The organism is Klebsiella sp. K4, assembly GCF_014596785.2.
GTDB classification, from domain to species: Bacteria; Pseudomonadota; Gammaproteobacteria; order Enterobacterales; family Enterobacteriaceae; genus Klebsiella; species Klebsiella pneumoniae.
Window position 1 is genome coordinate 4016764 of sequence record NZ_CP115021.1, and the last position, 18968, is coordinate 4035731.

At 58.3% G+C, this 18968-nt stretch carries 16 protein-coding genes; 8 read left to right on the forward strand and 8 right to left on the reverse strand.

All coding sequences use genetic code 11. The features are described 5' to 3' along the window. The first annotated feature begins 23 nt into the window (after nt 1-23). Nucleotides 24-878 (forward strand): co-chaperone YbbN, encoded by an 855-nt coding sequence (locus tag IB144_RS19935; protein ID WP_002892263.1) that lies wholly within the window; start codon nt 24-26, stop codon nt 876-878. 106 nt (nt 879-984) lie between these two features. Here IB144_RS19935 and fetB read toward each other — a convergent pair whose 3' ends face one another. Beyond that, nucleotides 985-1767 carry an iron export ABC transporter permease subunit FetB gene (fetB, locus tag IB144_RS19940; protein ID WP_004177223.1) on the reverse strand — a complete coding sequence of 261 codons (783 nt, stop codon included), beginning with the start codon at nt 1765-1767 and terminating at the stop codon, nt 985-987. After that, nucleotides 1754-2431, reverse strand: coding sequence for an iron ABC transporter ATP-binding protein FetA (fetA, locus tag IB144_RS19945; protein WP_004177224.1), 678 nt, complete (start codon nt 2429-2431; stop codon nt 1754-1756). Before fetA ends, fetB begins: the two co-directional genes overlap by 14 nt. Nucleotides 2432-2571: 140 nt before the next feature. On the opposite strand from fetA, the gene IB144_RS19950 reads away from it, so the two are divergent. Both IB144_RS19950 and IB144_RS19955 read left to right on the forward strand, forming a co-directional pair. Next, nucleotides 2572-3489, forward strand: a complete 918-nt coding sequence (locus tag IB144_RS19950) for an SPFH domain-containing protein (RefSeq protein ID WP_002892258.1) — start codon at nt 2572-2574, stop codon at nt 3487-3489. Continuing rightward, nucleotides 3486-3944, forward strand: a complete 459-nt coding sequence (locus IB144_RS19955; RefSeq protein ID WP_032434110.1) for an NfeD family protein — start codon at nt 3486-3488, stop codon at nt 3942-3944. The genes IB144_RS19950 and IB144_RS19955 overlap by 4 nt, the downstream gene beginning before the upstream one ends. Here IB144_RS19955 and cueR read toward each other — a convergent pair. Then, nucleotides 3941-4351 (reverse strand): Cu(I)-responsive transcriptional regulator, encoded by a 411-nt coding sequence (cueR, locus tag IB144_RS19960; RefSeq protein ID WP_002892208.1) that lies wholly within the window; start codon nt 4349-4351, stop codon nt 3941-3943. The genes IB144_RS19955 and cueR overlap by 4 nt on opposite strands. Nucleotides 4352-4457: 106 nt before the next feature. Here cueR and copA point away from each other — a divergent pair, with 106 nt between their 5' ends. From copA to ybaK, 3 genes are all read left to right on the forward strand, one after another. Beyond that, nucleotides 4458-6959, forward strand: coding sequence for a copper-exporting P-type ATPase CopA (gene copA, locus IB144_RS19965; protein WP_023312746.1), 2502 nt, complete (start codon nt 4458-4460; stop codon nt 6957-6959). 131 nt (nt 6960-7090) lie between these two features. Then, nucleotides 7091-7885: a TraB/GumN family protein gene (locus IB144_RS19970; RefSeq protein WP_004151327.1), complete on the forward strand. Its 795-nt coding sequence runs from the start codon at nt 7091-7093 to the stop codon at nt 7883-7885. Nucleotides 7886-8087: 202 nt separating this feature from the next. Beyond that, complete coding sequence (gene ybaK / locus IB144_RS19975; protein ID WP_002892205.1) at nt 8088-8567, forward strand: Cys-tRNA(Pro)/Cys-tRNA(Cys) deacylase YbaK; 480 nt, start codon at nt 8088-8090, stop codon at nt 8565-8567. 105 nt (nt 8568-8672) lie between these two features. Here ybaK and ushA read toward each other — a convergent pair whose 3' ends face one another. Then, nucleotides 8673-10325, reverse strand: coding sequence for a bifunctional UDP-sugar hydrolase/5'-nucleotidase UshA (gene ushA / locus IB144_RS19980; protein ID WP_065888844.1), 1653 nt, complete (start codon nt 10323-10325; stop codon nt 8673-8675). A gap of 269 nt (nt 10326-10594) precedes the next feature. On the opposite strand from ushA, the gene IB144_RS19985 reads away from it, so the two are divergent. Then, complete coding sequence (locus tag IB144_RS19985) at nt 10595-11815, forward strand: MFS transporter (RefSeq protein ID WP_040215205.1); 1221 nt, start codon at nt 10595-10597, stop codon at nt 11813-11815. 225 nt (nt 11816-12040) lie between these two features. Then, a complete protein-coding gene (ybaL, locus tag IB144_RS19990) occupies nt 12041-13717 on the forward strand; it encodes a YbaL family putative K(+) efflux transporter (RefSeq protein ID WP_002892195.1) in 1677 nt (558 codons plus the stop codon). Between the two features lie 35 nt (nt 13718-13752). Here the strand turns inward: ybaL and IB144_RS19995 are convergent, their stop codons facing one another. From IB144_RS19995 to htpG, 4 genes are all read right to left on the reverse strand, one after another. Beyond that, nucleotides 13753-15057, reverse strand: coding sequence for an inosine/guanosine kinase (locus IB144_RS19995; RefSeq protein WP_002892192.1), 1305 nt, complete (start codon nt 15055-15057; stop codon nt 13753-13755). A gap of 63 nt (nt 15058-15120) precedes the next feature. Then, a complete protein-coding gene (gene hemH / locus IB144_RS20000) occupies nt 15121-16083 on the reverse strand; it encodes a ferrochelatase (RefSeq protein ID WP_002892189.1) in 963 nt (320 codons plus the stop codon). A gap of 128 nt (nt 16084-16211) precedes the next feature. Beyond that, the gene (gene adk, locus IB144_RS20005) at nt 16212-16856 is read right to left on the reverse strand and encodes an adenylate kinase (protein ID WP_002892184.1); all 645 of its coding nucleotides are present in this window, start codon (nt 16854-16856) and stop codon (nt 16212-16214) included. Between the two features lie 222 nt (nt 16857-17078). Beyond that, a complete protein-coding gene (htpG, locus tag IB144_RS20010; RefSeq protein WP_004177228.1) occupies nt 17079-18953 on the reverse strand; it encodes a molecular chaperone HtpG in 1875 nt (624 codons plus the stop codon). Between the last annotated feature and the right edge of the window lie 15 nt (nt 18954-18968).

Here is an 18968-nt window from a genome sequence, read left to right on the forward strand (position 1 = left end):
AAATCGACTAACGAGAAATGCCCATGTCCGAACAGAATATTGTCAACATTAGCGAAGCGAACCTGCAGCAGACGCTACAGCAGTCCATGAACGTTCCGGTGCTGTTTTATTTCTGGTCTGCCCGCAGCCAGCACTGCGAACAGCTGACCCCGGTGCTCGAGCGCCTGGCAGCCCAATACAACGGCCAGTTCACGCTGGCGAAGGTCGATTGCGACGCCGAGCAGATGCTCGCCTCACAGTTTGGTCTGCGCGCCATCCCTACGGTTTATCTGTTCCAGAACGGCCAGCCGGTGGATGGTTTTGAAGGCCCGCAGCCGGAAGAAGCGATCCGCGCCCTGCTCGATAAAGTCCTGCCCCGTGAAGAGGAGCTGAAAGCTCAGCAGGCGCTGGCCCTGATGCAGGAAGAAAAATACGCCGATGCCCTGCCGCTGCTGAAGGAAGCCTGGCAGCTGTCGAATCAGGAAAGCCAGATTGGCCTGCTGCTGGCGGAAACGCTGATTGCTCTGCACCGTTCCGATGAAGCGGAAAGCGTGCTGAAAACCATTCCTCTGCAGGATCAGGATACCCACTATCAGGGTCTGGTGGCGCAGATTGAGTTGCTCAAACAGGCCGCCGACACCCCGGAAATCCAGCAGCTGCAGCAGCAGGTGGAACAGAATCCGGAGGATGCGCAGTTGGCCTCCCAGCTGGCGCTGCAGCTGCATCAGGTCGGGCGTAATGAAGAAGCGCTGGCCCTGCTGTTCAGCCATCTGCAGAAAGATTTAGGCGCCGGCGATGGCCAGGCGCGCAAGATGCTGCAGGAGATCCTCGCCGCCCTCGGTACCGGCGATGCGCTGGCCGCCAAATATCGTCGTCAGCTCTATTCGCTGCTGTACTAATCCGTTGCCTCCCCGGATAGCGCTGCGCTTATCCGGGCTACGCGAACTATGCGGAACGTAGCCTAAGTAGCCCGGGTAAGGCGTGAACGCCGCAACCCGGGATCGTTCACGGGCGCTTTTTCAGCTGCGTCACCACCAGCTGATGGCGGGCGTTGAAGAACTTCCGGTAGGTCAGATAGCCGGCGATAATCGTCGACAGGCTGGCGGTCGACAGCAGCATAAAGGTCACCATGATCTGGTACTTAATCGCCTTCACCGGATCAATACCGGCAAAAATCAGCCCCGACATCATCCCAGGCAAGCTCACCAGACCGACCGTTTTCGCCGAATCGACGGTGGGAATCAATGACGCGCGAATGCTCTCGCGAATCAGCCGCGCTGAGGCCATCTTCGGCGTCGCGCCGAGGCTCAGTTTCTCCTGAATCTGCTGCTGCTCGCTGCTGAAGCGCTGGCCCATATTGTTGTAGCACAGCCCTACCGCCACCATGGCGTTCCCGGCCACCATCCCGGCAATCGGGATCACCTGCATCGGCACGAAGGCGATCGAGCCAGAAAACACCAGTACCGCCAGCGTTAGTCCAGCGCCAGTAGTGATGGCGATAAACGACGAGATAAAAGCTTTGTCGATATATTTACTGCGCTTCTTCGCATTCCACGCCGCGTTAAAGCAGATAAACAGCACCATCAACAGCGTCAGAACCGCATGATTGACGTTAAAGATATATTTCAGCACATAGCCGACGATTATCAGCTGCACGATCGCCCGGCAAATACTCCAGATAATATCTTTTTCCAGCGCCAGCTTTTCCCGATAGCTGACCAGAATAGCGATCAGCACCAGCACCATCGACAGCGCCAGCGATTCGTTCGTAATGTTATGCCCGTTCATGCTGTACCTCCTGCATATTTCCGCCGGCAGGTTGCAGCGTAATCACTTCATCGGCATGCGAAATTTCATTGCGATCGTGGGTGACCCACAGAACAGCGACCTGTTTTTCCGTTGCGTAGCCATGAATAATTTCATTCACATTCTGTTTATTACTTTCATCCAGCGCGCTGGTAATTTCGTCCAGCAGCAGCACGCGCGGCAGAAATTGTAGATTGCGGATCAGCGATACGCGCTGCTTTTCCCCGCCGGAGAGTTCATTAATGGATTTTTCCAGCATATTTTCGTCAAGGCCAAAGCGCTGCAGGTCGGCCAGCAGCGCCTGCGGATCCGGTTGTTTATTGCGGATCTGCCACGGAAAAATCAGATTATCGTAAACCGAATCACCGAACAGGGCCGGCGTCTGCGCGCAGTAAGAGACCTGTTGGCGATACCTTTCCGGCGACAGCGTCGCGACATCCGCATCGTCGAAAAACAGGCGCCCGGAGGTTGGGCTGAGCAGCGAGGCGATAATCTTCAGCAAGGTACTTTTCCCGCAGCCGGAAGGGCCGGTAATCAACTTGAATTCTCCGGCGCGAAGCTGAAAATTGATATTGTGTAAAATAACGGCATCGTCGGTCTTAAACCCCACACCGTCGAGACGCAAAAGCGCGTTATTTTCCTTCATGAGTCTTCCTGATTATTTTCTGAAACACCGCTAGTTTACCGCACTTTCCTTTCTCCAGGATGAGGAGAAAGATATACTCAGTTTAAACATGCGCTATTTCCTTGTAGCGCCCCGCCAGGCAACAAGACAGGAGGTTTTTGATGCTAATTTTTATTCCTATCCTTATTTTCGTCGCGCTGGTTATTGTGGCCGCGGCGGTGAAAATTGTCCCGCAGGGCTACCAGTGGACGGTGGAGCGCTTCGGGCGTTTTACCCAGACGCTGCAGCCGGGATTAAGCTTAGTCGTGCCGTTTATGGACCGTATCGGCCGCAAAGTGAACATGATGGAGCAGGTGCTCGATATCCCCTCGCAGGAGGTTATCTCCCGGGATAACGCCAACGTCACCATCGACGCGGTCTGTTTTATTCAGGTGATCGACGCGCCAAAGGCCGCCTACGAGGTCAGCAATCTTGAGCAGGCGATCGTCAACCTGACGATGACCAACATCCGTACCGTGCTCGGCTCAATGGAGCTGGACGAAATGCTCTCCCAGCGCGACAGCATTAACACCCGCCTGCTGCATATCGTTGACGACGCCACCAACCCGTGGGGGGTGAAAATCACCCGCGTCGAAATTCGCGACGTTCGCCCGCCGGCGGAGCTTATCGCCTCGATGAACGCCCAGATGAAAGCCGAACGTACCAAACGCGCGTACATCCTTGAGGCCGAAGGGGTGCGACAGGCGGAAATTCTGAAAGCGGAAGGGGAAAAGCAGTCGCAGATCCTCAAGGCCGAGGGCGAACGGCAGTCCGCGTTCCTGCAGGCGGAGGCTCGCGAACGGTCCGCCGAAGCGGAAGCCCGCGCCACCCAAATGGTCTCCTCGGCGATCGCCTCGGGCGATATTCAGGCGATCAACTACTTCGTGGCGCAGAAATACACCGATGCGCTGCAGCAGATTGGCGCCGCTAACAACAGCAAAGTGGTATTGATGCCGCTGGATGCCAGCAGCCTGATGGGATCGATCGCCGGGATCAGCGAGCTGATCAAAGAAGGCGCTGGCGATCGGAAAAAATCATGATCGGCATGATCCTCGCACACCCCCATCTGTTCTGGCTAAGCCTCGGCGGGCTGCTGCTGGCGGCCGAGATGCTGGGCGGCAGCGGATACCTGCTGTGGAGCGGCGTCGCCGGCGTGGTGACCGGCGCCCTGACCTGGCTCCTGCCGCTGAGCTGGGAATGGCAAGGCACGCTGTTTGCCGTTCTCACCCTGCTGGCGGCGTGGCTGTGGTCGAAATGGCTGCGCAAGCGCGTCAAAACGCAGCACCCGGCCGATGCCCAGCTCAACCAGCGCGGGCAGCAACTGGTGGGCCGCCGCCTGACGCTGGATGCCCCGCTGGTGAACGGCCGCGGCCACGTCCGCGTGGGCGACAGCTCCTGGCCGGTGATTGCCGATGAAGACTTCGCGGCGGGCAGCAAGGTTGAAGTGATTGCCGTAGAAGGGATTACGCTACGAATCAGACCCGCCGTCCGTTAAGCCTGCGCCTTGCGATGGCAGCAGCCGGAAAGATTATCGATAATCGGGCACTCCGCGCTGTCGTCGCCGGGGCAGGATTCGGCCAGCGCCAGCAGGTGCGCGCGCATATTTTGCAGCTCGCGGATATGGTTCTCGATATCCGCCACTTTCTCCAGCGTGCGTTTTTTCACATCGGCGCTGTGCCGCGACGGGTCGTTGAACAGGGCCACCAGTTCGCGGCACTCTTCCAGGTTAAACCCCACCTGCCGCGCCTGGCGCAGCAGCGTCAGCTCATCGAGATGCTGCTGACTATAGGTGCGGTAGCCGTTTTCGCTCCGCAACGGCGGCGTCACCAGCCCCTTCTCTTCATAAAAACGAATCGCTTTGCTGGTTAAGCCGGTTTTTTTCGCCACATCGCTGATATTCATTTTTTCTCCTTGACCTTCCCCTTGCTGGAAGGTTTAACCTTCTTAATACTCGATGAAAGAGTGGGTCTGGTCAATCGTTGACCGGAAAATTATTCAGGAGTTATTTATGTCTAACACTATCGACCTGACGCTGGATGGCCTCTCCTGCGGCCACTGCGTCAAACGCGTGAAAGAGAGTCTGGAGCAGCGTCCTGACGTTGAGCAAGCGGAAGTCACCCTCACTGAAGCCCATGTGACGGGCAGCGCCAGCGCGCAAGCGCTGATTGATACCGTTAAACAAGCCGGATACGGCGCGGAGCTCAGCCACCCAAAGGCTAAACCGCTGGCAGAATCATCAATCCCGTCGGAAGCACTGACAGCGGCCACTCCTGAGCTTCCGGCAGCCCATGACGAAGATGACAGTCAACAGCTGCTGATCAACGGCATGAGCTGCGCCAGCTGCGTCTCCCGGGTACAAAACGCGCTTGCCGCGGTGCCGGGCGTCTCACAGGCGCGGGTAAACCTGGCGGAACGCACGGCGCTGGTGATGGGCAGTGCGTCCGCCGCTGAATTAGTGCAGGCGGTGGAGAAAGCCGGCTATGGCGCGGAGGCGATCGAAGACGATCTGCAACGCCGCGAACGCCAGCAGGAAACCGCCCTCGCGACGATGAAACGTTTTCGCTGGCAGGCGATTGTCGCCCTGCTGGTCGGCGTGCCGGTGATGGTCTGGGGCATGATCGGCGATAACATGATGGTCAGCGACGACAACCGTTCGCTGTGGCTGGTTATCGGCCTTGTCACCCTCGCCGTCATGGTCTTCGCCGGCGGCCACTTCTACCGCAGCGCGTGGAAAAGCCTGAAAAACGGCACCGCCACCATGGATACGCTGGTGGCGCTCGGCACCGGCGTCGCCTGGCTGTACTCGATGAGCGTCAACCTGTGGCCGCAGTGGTTCCCGATGGAAGCCCGCCATCTCTATTACGAAGCCAGCGCGATGATTATCGGCCTGATTAACCTCGGCCATATGCTGGAGGCCCGCGCGCGTCAGCGCTCCTCGAAAGCGCTGGAAAAACTGCTCGACCTGACGCCGCCTTCGGCGCGGGTCGTCACGCCCGAGGGCGAGAAAGATCTGCCGCTCGCGGAAGTTCAGGCGGGCATGACGCTGCGCCTGACTACCGGCGACCGCGTCCCGGTCGACGGCGTGATAAGCCAGGGCGAAGCCTGGTTTGATGAAGCGATGCTCACCGGCGAACCGGTGCCGCAGCAAAAAGGCGATGGCGACGCCATTCACGCCGGGACCGTGGTGCAGGATGGCAGCGTGCTGTTTACCGCCAGCGCCGTCGGCAGCCAGACCACGCTGGCAAGAATTATCCGCATGGTGCGCCAGGCGCAGAGCAGCAAACCGGAGATCGGCCAGCTGGCGGATAAAATCTCCGCCGTATTTGTTCCGGCGGTGGTCGTCATTGCGCTGATCAGCGCTGCGATCTGGTACTTCTTCGGCCCGGCGCCGCAGATCGTCTATACCCTGGTCATTGCCACCACGGTACTGATTATCGCCTGTCCGTGCGCCTTAGGCCTGGCGACGCCGATGTCGATTATCTCCGGCGTTGGCCGGGCGGCGGAGTACGGCGTGCTGGTGCGCGATGCCGATGCGCTACAGCGCGCCAGTGAACTCGACACCCTGGTGTTCGATAAAACCGGCACCCTGACCGAAGGCAAGCCGCAGGTGGTGGCAGTGAAAACTTTCGCTGGCGTTGATGAGCATACCGCGCTGCGTCTTGCCGCCGCGCTGGAGCAGGGCTCAAGCCATCCGCTGGCGCGAGCGATCCTTGATAAAGCTGCCGACGGCCCATTGCCGGAAGTCAGCGGCTTCCGCACCCTGCGCGGCCTTGGCGTCAGCGGCGAGGCGGAAGGTCATCGTCTGCTGCTCGGTAACCAGGCGCTGCTCAACGAGCAGCATATCAATACCGCCGAGGTGGAAAGCGAGATGACAGCCCAGGCCTCACGCGGCGCCACGCCGGTGCTGCTGGCGGTGGATGGTCAGGCCGCCGCGCTGTTCGCCATCCGCGACCCGCTGCGCGAAGACAGCGTCGACGCCCTGGCGCGTTTGCATCGGCAGGGCTACCGGCTGGTGATGCTTACCGGGGATAACCCCACCACCGCGAAGGCTATCGCCAAAGAAGCCGGCATTGATGAAGTGATCGCCGGCGTGCTGCCGGACGGTAAAGCCGATGCCATTAAGCGTCTGCAGAGCCAGGGGCACAAAGTGGCGATGGTTGGCGATGGGATTAACGACGCCCCGGCGCTGGCCCAGGCGGATGTCGGGATCGCCATGGGCGGCGGCAGCGATGTCGCTATTGAAACCGCGGCGATCACCCTGATGCGCCATAGTCTTCACGGCGTGGCCGATGCGCTGGCGATTTCGAAAGCAACGTTACGCAATATGAAGCAGAACCTGCTGGGCGCGTTTGTCTACAACTCGCTGGGTATCCCGATTGCCGCCGGGATCCTCTGGCCGCTGACCGGCACCCTGCTCAACCCGGTGGTCGCCGGCGCGGCGATGGCGCTGTCGTCGATCACCGTGGTGAGTAACGCCAACCGCTTGCTGCGCTTTAAACCAAAAGAGTAAACGCCGTCAGATGAAACGGGCGCCGACGTTGTTCGGCGCCCGTTTTTTTGCCGGGACAAGAAAAGCCCGCCGGAAGGGTGACGTGTATCACCATATGCGCTAGCATGAAGTCCTCACACTTCGGAGCGCGTATGGGCCTGTTAAACCGGATAAAAATGCTGTGGCGAGCCGCCGTCGGCTCGTCTTATTCCTGGCCTGCGATGGATATCGTCCTGCCCGGCGAACGCTATTTGCACCTCGTCGGCAGTATCCATATGGGCACCCGCGACATGGCGCCGCCGCCGGCGAAGCTTCTGAAAAAAATACGCCAGGCCGATGCGTTAATCGTCGAGGCCGATATCAGCGGCAATGAAACCCCGTTTAGCAATCTCCCCACTTACCCACCGCTGGCGGAACGCCTGAGCGATGCGCAGCTGAGCGAGCTAGAGGCGCGAGCCGGCGAGCTGGGCCTGTCGGTCGGGCTGTTCGACAGCCAGCCGCTGTGGCAGGTGGCGATGGTCCTGCAGGCCACCCAGGCGCAGAAGCTGGGGCTGCGACCGGATTACGGCATCGATTATCAGTTGCTGATGGCCGCCCGCGAGAGCAACATAGCGGTGATGGAGCTGGAAGGCGCCGACAGCCAAATCGCGCTGCTGCGCGATCTGCCCGACGGGGGGATGGCGCTGCTGGAGGATACGCTGACCCACTGGCGCACCAACGCCCGTTTACTGCAGGTCATGATCGGCTGGTGGCTGGAGCAACCGCCGTCGCGCGGCGCGGTATCGCTGCCGACGACCTTTAGCCAGTCTTTATATGATGTGCTGATGCACCAGCGCAACCTCGCCTGGCGCGAGACGCTGCTGGCCTTGCCGCCGGGGCGCTACGTGGTTGCCGTCGGCGCGCTGCACCTGTATGGCGAAGGGAATCTGCCGGATATGCTGACATAAAAAAAATGGCCAATATTGCTATTGGCCCGTCAAAGAGGAATTTCATCATTATTATTATCCCGGGATTTGCATCCCGGATCGTCTGATTGTCGCTCAAAGTGACCATCACTGCCAACACTATTGCGCAAGATGGTACTATTTTTTAGACAACCTGCGGGCGTATTCTGACGTCACGCAAAACCGGTTGGTAAGAAGGATAGCTATGACTCCCGCCGTTAAATTACTCGAAAAAAACAAAATTTCCTTTCAGATCCACAGTTACGATCACGATCCCAATGAGACCAACTTCGGAGATGAAGTGGTGCGCAAGCTCGGCCTCAATGCCGACCAGGTTTACAAGACCTTGCTGGTCGCCGTGAACGGCGATATGAAGCATCTGGCGGTGGCCGTCACTCCGGTCGCCGGGCAGCTGGATTTGAAGAAAGTGGCGAAAGCGCTGGGCGCTAAGAAAGTCGACATGGCCGACCCGATGGTGGCGCAGCGTATCACCGGCTATCTGGTGGGCGGCATCAGTCCGCTGGGGCAGAAGAAGCGCCTGCCGACGGTGATTGACGCCCCGGCGCAGGAATTTGCCACCATCTATATTTCCGGCGGCAAACGCGGGCTGGATATTGAGCTGGCGGCCAGCGATCTGGCGCAGCTTCTCGATGCGAAGTTCGCCGATATCGCCCGCCGCGATTGATAAAACGATCCCGGATAGCGGCGCACGCGCCTTATCCGGGATACCCAACTTGTAGCCCCGGTAAGCGTAGCGCCACCGGGGAAATAGCCAACCTGAAGCCCAGGCTTACTGCCAGCTCACCTCGCCTTTCGGCTCATAGGCGGCGGCATCCAGCGGCGAGTTCTTCTCGATATACTCTTTCAGCACTTCGGCATCGATAAAGCCGGTATTCACATACCCGGGTTTATCGGCGATGTTCGGATAGCCATCGCCGCCGGTGGCGTTAAAGCTCAGCGTCGCCATCCGATAGGTCTTCGCCGGATCCACCGGTTCGCCTCTGATTTTCAGATCGTTCAGCTTACCGTCTTTGGCCACGAAACTGACGTTGGCAAACTGCGGATAAGCGCCGGAATCCGGCTTCATCTGCGCGACGGCGGTCAGGTAATCCACTACCTCCTTGCCGTTCATATCGACATAGGTCAGCACATTGCCGAACGGCTGGACCTTCATCACATCTTTGTAGGTGATATCCCCCGCCTCAATGGAGTCGCGGATCCCGCCGCCGCTCATCACCGCGAAATCCGCGTTGCTGCGCGCCATTTGCGCCGCCAGCAGCAGGTGGCCCATATTGGTCTGCACAAAGCGCACTTTACTGCGGTCGCCCTCCAGATGACCATTCACGCTGCCGATTTTGACCTGCAGCTGCGCCTTGCCTTTGTTCTGGAACGGCGTCAGCAGCGACATCATCTGCGGGTTCTCGGCGATCTGCGGCGTATACAGCACCCGCTCGCTTTGGCCGTTATCGTAAGTCACTTTTTTCTTCAGGTTGACCGGGATCAGCTGATAGTGCACCAGCTTCATCTCGCCGTTGCGGAACTCAAAATCGGCGCGGCCGACGTATTTGCCCCACTCATGCGCCTGGACGATCCAGATGCCGTTCTGACGATCCGGAGCGCACGGGGTGCCTGGCACATAATCGACCTGCTTTTTATTTTCCGCCGCCATGCATACCGGATCCTGCGAGTGACCGCCGACGATCATCGCCAGCGATCCCGCAGGTAAACTCCGCGCCATTTCAACATCGCCCGGCGCATTAGAGCCGTGGTTGCCATTGTCGTAATGGCCCATATGGGTGGTGGCCAGGATCACGTCCGGCTTTTCATTCTGCTGCAGCTCCTGGATAACCAGCTTCGCCTCTTCCGCCGGTTTGCGGAATTCAATATCGGTGAAATATTCCGGATTGCCAATCTTGGCCGTATCGTCGGTGGTTAAGCCAATCACCGCGATTTTCAGCCCACCGCGCTTAAACAACGCCCAGGGTTTGAACAGCCGTTCGCCGGTGCTTTTCTGATAAATATTGGCCGACAGGAACGGGAACTTAGCCCACTTTTCCTGCTGGCGCAGTACGCTCAGCGGATTATCGAATTCATGGTTTCCCACCGCCATCGCGTCGTAGCCGATCAGGTTCATGCCGCGAAAATCGGGCTCTGCATCCTGTAAATCAGACTCCGGTACGCCGGTATTAATATCGCCGCCGGATAACAGCAGGACGCTTCCCCCTTCCGCCGCCACCTCTTTCCGGATGCCATCGACCAGCGTTTTCTGCGCCGCCAGGCCATATTCGCCGTAGTCATTGCGCCAGAAATGGCCGTGGTGATCGTTGGTGTGCAGGATGGTAATTTTATAGGTTTTATCCTGCTCATAGGCCTGTGCCGACAGGCTGCCCAGCGATAAAGCGGCGAATAGCGCCAGCGCTACGCTGTGTTTGAAATAATGCATGCTTCACTCCCTGACTTAATCCCAAGTGCCGAAAGTATAGCGAGTGAGTCGCGTTGACAAATATGTTTTCAGAATTGCGACTTCCTTCAAACCTTATCAACAGGTATGTTAGTCGGATAATAATTCTACCTGCATCCTCTATACGCCTTCGCGTTGTATGGCATTGCGTCAGCCCGTTCGTCATATTTCCCATGCAGTAGCCGGGAAAATCAGGGCAGTCGCCATGGCGGACAAAAGACGAAAGCTATATAAAAAAGTGACGTGAACCTATGGCAATCAATCAGACCGCTCAACCCTTGTCCGGCCCCGCTGCGCCGCCGCAAAAAGCACGCACCTCGTTTGGCATCTTAGGCGCGATCAGCCTGTCCCATTTGCTTAACGATATGATCCAGTCGCTTATTCTCGCTATCTACCCGCTGCTGCAGGCGGAGTTCTCCCTTACCTTCGTGCAGATCGGCATGATCACCCTGACCTTCCAGCTCACCTCATCGCTATTCCAGCCGGTGATTGGCTACATCACCGATAAACGCTCGATGCCGTGGTCGCTGCCGGTGGGCATGTGCTTCACCCTCTGCGGTTTGATTCTCCTCGCGCTGGCCGGTAGCTTCGGCATGGTGCTGCTGGCCGCCGCGCTGGTAGGTACTGGCTCCTCGGTTTTCCATCCGGAATCATCCCGCGTGGCGCGGATGGCCTCCGGCGGCCGTCACGGCCTGGCCCAGTCGCTGTTCCAGGTGGGCGGCAATTTCGGCAGCTCGCTTGGCCCATTGCTGGCGGCGGTGATCATCGCCCCGTACGGCAAAGGCAACGTCGCCTGGTTTGTGCTGGCCGCTCTGCTGGCTATTGTCGTGCTGTCGCAAATCAGCCGCTGGTATGCCGCGCAGCATCGAATGAATAAGGGCAAACCGAAACCGGCCATCGTTAATCCGCTGCCGCGCAAGAAGGTTATTCTGGCGGTAGGCATTCTGCTGATGCTGATTTTCTCGAAATATTTCTATATGGCGAGCATTAGTAGCTATTACACCTTTTATCTGATGCATAAATTCGGCTTAACGGTGCAAAACGCTCAGCTTCATCTGTTTACCTTCCTGTTCGCAGTGGCTGCCGGGACGGTAATTGGCGGGCCTGTTGGCGATAAAATTGGGCGTAAATATGTGATTTGGGGCTCTATCCTCGGCGTAGCGCCTTTCACCCTTGTTTTACCCTACGCCAGCCTTGAATGGACGGGGATTTTAACGGTGATCATTGGTTTTATCCTCGCCTCGGCCTTTTCCGCTATTCTGGTCTATGCGCAGGAACTGCTGCCGGGACGCATCGGCATGGTTTCTGGCCTGTTTTTCGGCTTCGCCTTTGGCATGGGCGGCCTTGGCGCCGCGGTGTTAGGCCTGCTGGCGGACCATACCAGCATCGATCTGGTTTATAAAATCTGCGCCTTCCTGCCGCTGCTGGGATTCCTGACGATATTCCTTCCTGATAACCGGCAAAAAGCCTGATTATTCGGCGGCCAAAGTGCAACCCTGGCCGCCGTTAACCCTTGTGTCATCAGCCTGTTCCACGATTTCCCCCCGCCATTTTCCCTTCTGTGCCTTTTCATCGGCTAATTGCATTTTTTTGCACAACTCAAGAATTATTCATAAACAAAGTGAACGTTTTTGTCATAAACTATTACCCGGACAGGGTAGCAAAATGGACCGATACACCACTGGAAAGGAGACGGAATGCACCACGCAACACCGCTTATCACCACCATTGTCGGCGGCCTCGTGCTCGCCTTTATTCTCGGCATGATTGCCAATAAGCTACGTATTTCTCCTCTGGTGGGATATCTCTTAGCGGGCGTGCTGGCCGGACCTTTCACCCCTGGCTTTGTTGCTGACACCAAACTGGCTCCGGAACTGGCGGAACTTGGCGTCATTCTGCTGATGTTCGGCGTCGGGCTGCATTTCTCACTTAAAGACCTGATGGCGGTAAAATCGATCGCCATCCCCGGGGCTATCGCCCAGATAGCCGTGGCGACGCTGCTGGGTATGGCGCTCTCCGCCGCCCTCGGCTGGTCGCTGATGACCGGCATCGTCTTTGGCCTGTGCCTCTCCACCGCCAGTACCGTAGTGCTGCTGCGCGCGCTGGAGGAACGACAACTGATTGACAGCCAGCGCGGGCAAATCGCCATCGGCTGGCTGATTGTGGAAGACCTGGTGATGGTCCTGACGCTGGTCCTGCTGCCAGCGATTGCCGGTATGGCGGAGAAAGGCAACGTCGGCTTCGCGTCCCTGGCCCTCGACCTCGGGATCACCATTGGCAAAGTGGTGGCCTTTATCGCCATTATGATGCTGGTCGGCCGCCGGCTGGTGCCGTGGATCATGTCGCGCAGCGCCGCCACCGGCTCACGCGAGCTGTTCACTCTGTCGGTGCTGGCCCTGGCGCTGGGCATCGCCTTCGGCGCCGTGGAGCTGTTTGATGTCTCTTTTGCCCTCGGCGCCTTCTTTGCCGGCATGGTGCTTAACGAATCCGAGCTCAGCCACCGCGCCGCCCATGACACCCTGCCGCTGCGCGACGCCTTCGCGGTGCTGTTCTTCGTCTCCGTCGGCATGCTGTTTGACCCGATGGTGCTGGTCCAACAGCCGCTGGCGGTGCTGGCGACGCTGGCGATTATTATCTTTGGTAAATCCGCAGCCGCCTTTTTCCTTGTGCGGATGTTTGGTCACTCGCCGCGCACCGCGCTGACCATCGCCGCCAGCCTGGCGCAGATTGGCGAGTTTGCCTTTATTCTCGCCGGCCTGGGAATGGCGCTTAACCTGCTGCCGCAGGCCGGACAAAATCTGGTGCTGGCCGGGGCGATCATCTCAATTATGCTCAACCCGGTGCTGTTTACCCTGCTGGAAAAATATCTCGATAAAACCGAAACCCTCGACGAGCAGACGCTGGAAGAGGTCCTGGAAGACGAGAAGCAGGTGCCGGTCGATATCTGCAACCACGCGCTGTTGGTCGGCTTCGGCCGCGTCGGCAGCCTGCTGGGCGAGAAGCTGATGGCCCAGGGGATCCCGCTGGTGGTGGTTGAAACCTCGCGCACCCGCGTGGATGAGCTACGCGAGCGCGGGATCAGCGCGGTGCTCGGCAATGCCGCCAATGAAGAGATCATGGAGCTGGCGCATCTCGATTGCGCCCGCTGGCTGCTGCTGACAATCCCTAACGGCTACGAGGCCGGAGAGATTGTCGCTTCCGCACGGGAAAAATGTCCGAATATCGAGATTATCGCCCGCGCCCATTATGATGACGAAGTGGACTACATTATCGATCGCGGAGCCAATCAGGTGGTGATGGGCGAACGGGAAATTGCCCGCGCCATGCTGCGGCTTCTGGAAACGCCACCGGCCGGCGAAGTGGTCACCGGCTGATGTACTGCCCTCTCCCCGCCGGGAGAGGGACGCGCTTACCGATCCCAGTACGCCTCTTCCAGGCTGTCCTCACGCTCCGGCAGGCCGCGGGTTAAACGCGGCGAGTGCTGGTTCAGCACCTGATAGCTCACGCGGTTGGCATATTTACACACCTGCGCCAGCGAGGAGTAGGTCAGCCATTTGCATTTGTGCTTGCTGGAGTTGGGGACGTTATTGCGGTGGTAGTTATTGGCGGTGATGTCATGCAGCAGCGCCGCCAGCGCGCCGTCGCCTGCGCCGTTGGTGTTCATGATCTTCTCGGGGCCGCCCATATAGGGAGCGATATGGGAATATATGCGCAGCGGATTAACGCAATCCTGGTGACGCATCGCGCGGCTGAATTCAAACTGGTTAAACTCCGGGATCGCCCCCGGCAGCAGCGGATGCTGGGTTTTACGCTTCGCCTCTTCTTCAGTGAAGCCCGCCATATACAGGCCCGCCGGGCCGGCGGTGCACAGCACCAGGTCGACCCAGTCCAGCGCCTTATTCGCCGCTGACAGCGGATCGGCAAAGCCGGTCAGCGCTTCCCCTTCCTCTTCGTTCATTGCCAGAATAGAGACATGCTCCTGCAGGAACTCCTGCCACCACGCCGGGTTATCGGCAATCACGTATTTGGTTCCGAGGGTTAACACCACCGGCACATCGTGCTTTTTGGCATACTCAATAGCCTTCATCGTGGCGTCCGGCATCGGCTCGCCCGGCTTGCAGCGGACCAGGTAAGAGGTCAGCACAAGCGCCGAGGCGCCGGCGATCACCGCTTCCGGAATGCTTTCCGGACGCAGCTTGTTCATGTGGCCCGGGCTGATGGCGAAGGTGCGCTCGCCGCTGTCACCGATCAGGGTAAAGCAGCGGCCAATGGCGCCGTCGACGCCCTGCAGATAGTTCAGATCGGTGCGGCTGGAGGTATTGCACAGGTAACGATAGGCATAGCCGCCGATTTCGATATTGCTGCACATCACGCCAAGCAGCACCGAGCGATCGTCCGCCAGCACCGAGTAGTTGTGCATGGTATTGCCGATGGTGCCGCCGGCAAACTGATGGGTAATGAGATTGTTGCGCACCAGCTCCTGGTACAGCGCCTCGGCGACGTCATCTTCAATCACCAGCGAATGGCCCGCGCTCAGGCCGTAGCGCACGATAAACGCCTCATCCACTTTCGCTTCGATATCCACCAGCGTCTGGTCGATACCGACCACCCAGGAGACGCTGGATTCATTCTCCGGCTGAATTTGCTGCAGCAGCGGATCGCGGGCGTTAACGGGAAAATAGTGTTTAGATTTGCGTTTACCGGGAAATTTCATAGTGGCGCTTAAATAACAGGGAACAAGCGGGAAATAGTAGCATATTCCCCGCCCTGCGCGCGATCAGCGATAAGGCGCCGTCAGATTGACCATCATCTCAATATGCGCTGCGTCCGCATTAAGCGCCGGAATATATTCATATTGCTTGCCGCCTGCTTCGAGGAATATTTCCCGGTTCTGGACGGCGATTTCTTCCAGCGTTTCGAGACAGTCGGCGGCAAACCCCGGGCACAGCACCTGAATATGCTTCGTCCCTTTCTCGCCGAGCATCTTTAGCGTTTCATCGGTGTACGGCGTCAGCCAGGGTTCCCGGCCAAAGCGCGACTGGAAAGTCATCATCACCCGCTCCGGCGGCAGCCCCAGCGCGGAAACCAGTTCCCGCGTCGTATCGCGACAGCGCTGAGGATAATCATCGCCCTGGTTGGCATAGCGCTGCGGGATCCCATGATAGGAGAGCAGCAGCAGATCCGGTTCCCCATGCACCGCGAAGGAAGCGCGCACGCTGGCCGCCAGCGCATGGATATAGTCCGGATGTTCGGCATAGTCGCGAATAAACGAGATACCCGGAATGGCGCGCTTTTTCGCCAGAATCCGCGCCAGTTCGTCCCAGACGGCGGCCACCGTCGAGCAGGAATATTGCGGATACAGCGGCAGCACCACGATGTGCTCCACCCCCTGCGCCAGTAAGTCATCCACCGCGCTGGCCAGTGACGGTGAACCATAACTCATGCCCAGCGCCACCGGGGTATCCGGCAGCCTGGCAGCCAGCGCCTGCTGCTGGCGACGACTATACACCATCAGCGGCGATCCCTCTTCCATCCACACGGACTGATAGAGCTTCGCCACGCGCGGGGAGCGAATCGGCAGTATGACGCCGCGCAGCAGCGGCCACCATAGCAGACGAGACGTATCCACCACCCGTTTGTCGCTGAGGAATTGTCGCAGATAGCGCTTCACCGCCCCGGGGGTGGGCGCATCGGGAGTGCCTAAATTGGCCAGCAAGATACCTGTTTTCGTCTGATGCATTACCGCCTCTTAACCATTTGAATCGCAGCCAATTGTAGCTGAAATGGCGCTAAACGGAACCAATCATAGCAAAAGGTAGAAATGAGAGGAGTTCTCATCCTGCCGCAGCAGGATGAGAAAAGGCTTTATCAGCCGAGGATTTTTTCCAGTTCGGCGCGCACGTCAGCTACCGCTTTGGTGCCGTCGACTTTGGCGTATTTGGTGTTGCCCGCCTGCGCTTCTTTGGTGTAGTAGCCGATCAGCGGCGCTGTCATCTGATGGTATTCTACCAGACGCTTACGCACGGTCTCTTCCTGATCGTCTTTACGGGTGGTCAGCTCTTCGCCGGTCACGTCGTCTTTACCTTCCACCTTCGGCGGATTGAATTTGATGTGGTATACGCGACCGGATGCCGCGTGGACGCGACGGCCAACGATGCGGTCGACGATCAGTTCGTCCGGCACGTCGAATTCCAGCACGTAATCAACGGTAATGCCCGCCTCTTTCATGGCGTCAGCCTGCGGAATGGTCCGCGGGAAGCCGTCCAGCAGGAAGCCGTTACGGCAATCTTCCTGGGCGATACGCTCTTTCACCAGCGCGATGACCAGCTCATCGGTCACCAGCTTGCCAGCGTCCATAATGTCTTTCGCTTGCTTACCGAGCTCAGAGCCGGATTTTACCGCCGCGCGCAGCATATCGCCGGTGGAGATTTGCGGAATACCGTATTTCTCCATGATGAACTGAGCCTGAGTTCCTTTACCCGCGCCCGGAGCGCCAAGCAGAATAATACGCATTACGAAAATCCCCTCAAAAGTCGATTCAATTTTTCAAAAACGCTAAACCATACCACCAGAACGGCGATGGCTCAAGGAAGGCGGTGCGGCTGAAACGGTTAATGGTGAGATATTTTATGCAATCCAATGTGAAATGCCCCGCCTGAGCACATCGCTCAGACGGGGCATTTATCCCGTTCCCGGCGTCTCGTCGCTCGGCCGGGCTACTCGTTCAGGTTCGCGTCAGGAAGCCAGCAGCTGGTTCATACGGCGGATAAACTGGTTCGGATCTTCCAGCGTGCCGCGCTCGGCCAGCAGCGCCTGATCCAGCAGCAGTTCCACCCATTCGCCGAACTGCGCGTCGTCCTGGGTATCGGCCGCGCGTTTCACCAGCTGATGCGCCGGGTTCAGTTCGAAGATGTATTTCACTTCCGGCGCCGCCTGGCCCGCTGCCGCGAACAGCTTCGCCATCTGAGTGCTCATCTCGTCGGCGTCGGTGGTGACAATCGCCGGGGTGTCGGTCAGACGATGGGTCAGACGTACCTCTTTCACCCGGTCGCCAAGCAGGTTTTTCACCCGCTCAACGAACGGCTCCAGCGCTTTTTCGGCTTCTTTGGTGGACTCGTCTACTTCATCCGCCAGCTTGTCCAGCGACTCGTCGGCTTTAGCGACAGACTGGAACGCTTTGCCGTCGAACTCGGTCAGGTAGCTCATCATCCACTCGTCGATGCGATCGGAGAGCAGCAGCACTTCGATCCCTTTCTTACGCAGCAGCTCAAGGTGCGGGCTGCTCTTCGCCGCCGCATAGCTGTCGGCTGTGATGTAGTAGATCTTCTCCTGACCTTCTTTCATGCGTGAGACATACTCTTCCAGCGACACGGTCTGCGCGGAGGAGTCGGTATGGGTGGTCGCGAAACGCAGCAGTTTGGCGATCGCTTCCTGGTTGCTCGGATCTTCCGCCGGGCCCTCTTTCAGCACCAGGCCGAACTGTTTCCAGAAGGTTTGATATTTTTCAGCGTCGTCTTTCGCCAGCTTATCCAGCATCTGCAGCGCGCGTTTGGTCAGCGCGGTGCGCAGGTTGCGGGTCACGCTGCTGTCCTGCAGGATTTCACGGGAGACGTTCAGCGGCAGATCGTTGGAATCGATCAGGCCGCGCACGAAGCGCAGGTAGTTCGGCATAAACTGCTCGGCGTCGTCCATGATGAACACACGCTGGACGTACAGCTTCAGGCCGTGTTTATGATCGCGGTTCCACATATCCCACGGCGCCTGCGACGGGATATACAGCAGGCTGGTGTACTCCTGCTTACCTTCCACGCGGTTGTGGCTCCAGGTCAGCGGGTCGCTGTAGTCGTGAGCGATATGCTTATAAAACTCTTTGTATTCGTCGTCGTTAACTTCGGATTTGCTGCGGGTCCACAGGGCCTGCGCCTTGTTGATTTTTTCCCACGAAATCACGGTTTCGCCGTCTTTCTCTTCCCGTTTTTCAATCTCAACCGGCAGCGCGATATGGTCGGAATACTTGCTGATGATAGAGCGCACGCGCCAGTCGTTGAGGAAATCATCTTCGCCTTCGCGCAGATGCAGGGTGATTTCGGTGCCGCGATCGGCTTTGGTGATATCAGCTACGGTATATTCGCCTTCGCCGGCGGATTCCCAGAACACGCCGTTTTCCGGCTTGTCGCCCGCCGCACGGGTACGCACGGTCACTTTGTCCGCCACGATGAAGGCCGAATAGAAGCCGACGCCGAACTGACCGATCAGCTGGCTATCCTTCGCCTGGTCGGAACCCATCGATTCGAGGAACGCTTTGGTGCCGGATTTGGCGATGGTGCCGAGATGGTCGATAACCTCTTCCCGGTTCATACCGATACCGTTATCGGCGATGGTCAGGGTGCGGTTGTCTTTATCAAACGAAACCCGCACGCGCAGCTCGCCGTCTCCCTCATACAAATCCGGCTGCGACAGCGCGCGGAAACGCAGCTTATCGGCCGCATCAGAGGCGTTGGAAATCAGCTCACGCAGAAAGATTTCTTTGTTGGAATAGAGGGAATGGATCATCAGGTGCAGAAGCTGCTTTACTTCTGACTGAAAACCACGAGTTTCTTGTCCTTTCATCTGATTCAACCTCAA

What these genes read in the sequence shown, in the direction of transcription:
- IB144_RS19935 (WP_002892263.1), top strand. Translation starts at nt 24, where the DNA reads ATGTCCGAACAGAATATTGTCAACATTAGCGAAGCGAACCTGCAGCAG.
- fetB (WP_004177223.1), bottom strand. Translation starts at nt 1,767, where the DNA reads ATGAACGGGCATAACATTACGAACGAATCGCTGGCGCTGTCGATGGTG.
- fetA (WP_004177224.1), bottom strand. Translation starts at nt 2,431, where the DNA reads ATGAAGGAAAATAACGCGCTTTTGCGTCTCGACGGTGTGGGGTTTAAG.
- IB144_RS19950 (WP_002892258.1), top strand. Translation starts at nt 2,572, where the DNA reads ATGCTAATTTTTATTCCTATCCTTATTTTCGTCGCGCTGGTTATTGTG.
- IB144_RS19955 (WP_032434110.1), top strand. Translation starts at nt 3,486, where the DNA reads ATGATCGGCATGATCCTCGCACACCCCCATCTGTTCTGGCTAAGCCTC.
- cueR (WP_002892208.1), bottom strand. Translation starts at nt 4,351, where the DNA reads ATGAATATCAGCGATGTGGCGAAAAAAACCGGCTTAACCAGCAAAGCG.
- copA (WP_023312746.1), top strand. Translation starts at nt 4,458, where the DNA reads ATGTCTAACACTATCGACCTGACGCTGGATGGCCTCTCCTGCGGCCAC.
- IB144_RS19970 (WP_004151327.1), top strand. Translation starts at nt 7,091, where the DNA reads ATGGGCCTGTTAAACCGGATAAAAATGCTGTGGCGAGCCGCCGTCGGC.
- ybaK (WP_002892205.1), top strand. Translation starts at nt 8,088, where the DNA reads ATGACTCCCGCCGTTAAATTACTCGAAAAAAACAAAATTTCCTTTCAG.
- ushA (WP_065888844.1), bottom strand. Translation starts at nt 10,325, where the DNA reads ATGCATTATTTCAAACACAGCGTAGCGCTGGCGCTATTCGCCGCTTTA.
- IB144_RS19985 (WP_040215205.1), top strand. Translation starts at nt 10,595, where the DNA reads ATGGCAATCAATCAGACCGCTCAACCCTTGTCCGGCCCCGCTGCGCCG.
- ybaL (WP_002892195.1), top strand. Translation starts at nt 12,041, where the DNA reads ATGCACCACGCAACACCGCTTATCACCACCATTGTCGGCGGCCTCGTG.
- IB144_RS19995 (WP_002892192.1), bottom strand. Translation starts at nt 15,057, where the DNA reads ATGAAATTTCCCGGTAAACGCAAATCTAAACACTATTTTCCCGTTAAC.
- hemH (WP_002892189.1), bottom strand. Translation starts at nt 16,083, where the DNA reads ATGCATCAGACGAAAACAGGTATCTTGCTGGCCAATTTAGGCACTCCC.
- adk (WP_002892184.1), bottom strand. Translation starts at nt 16,856, where the DNA reads ATGCGTATTATTCTGCTTGGCGCTCCGGGCGCGGGTAAAGGAACTCAG.
- htpG (WP_004177228.1), bottom strand. Translation starts at nt 18,953, where the DNA reads ATGAAAGGACAAGAAACTCGTGGTTTTCAGTCAGAAGTAAAGCAGCTT.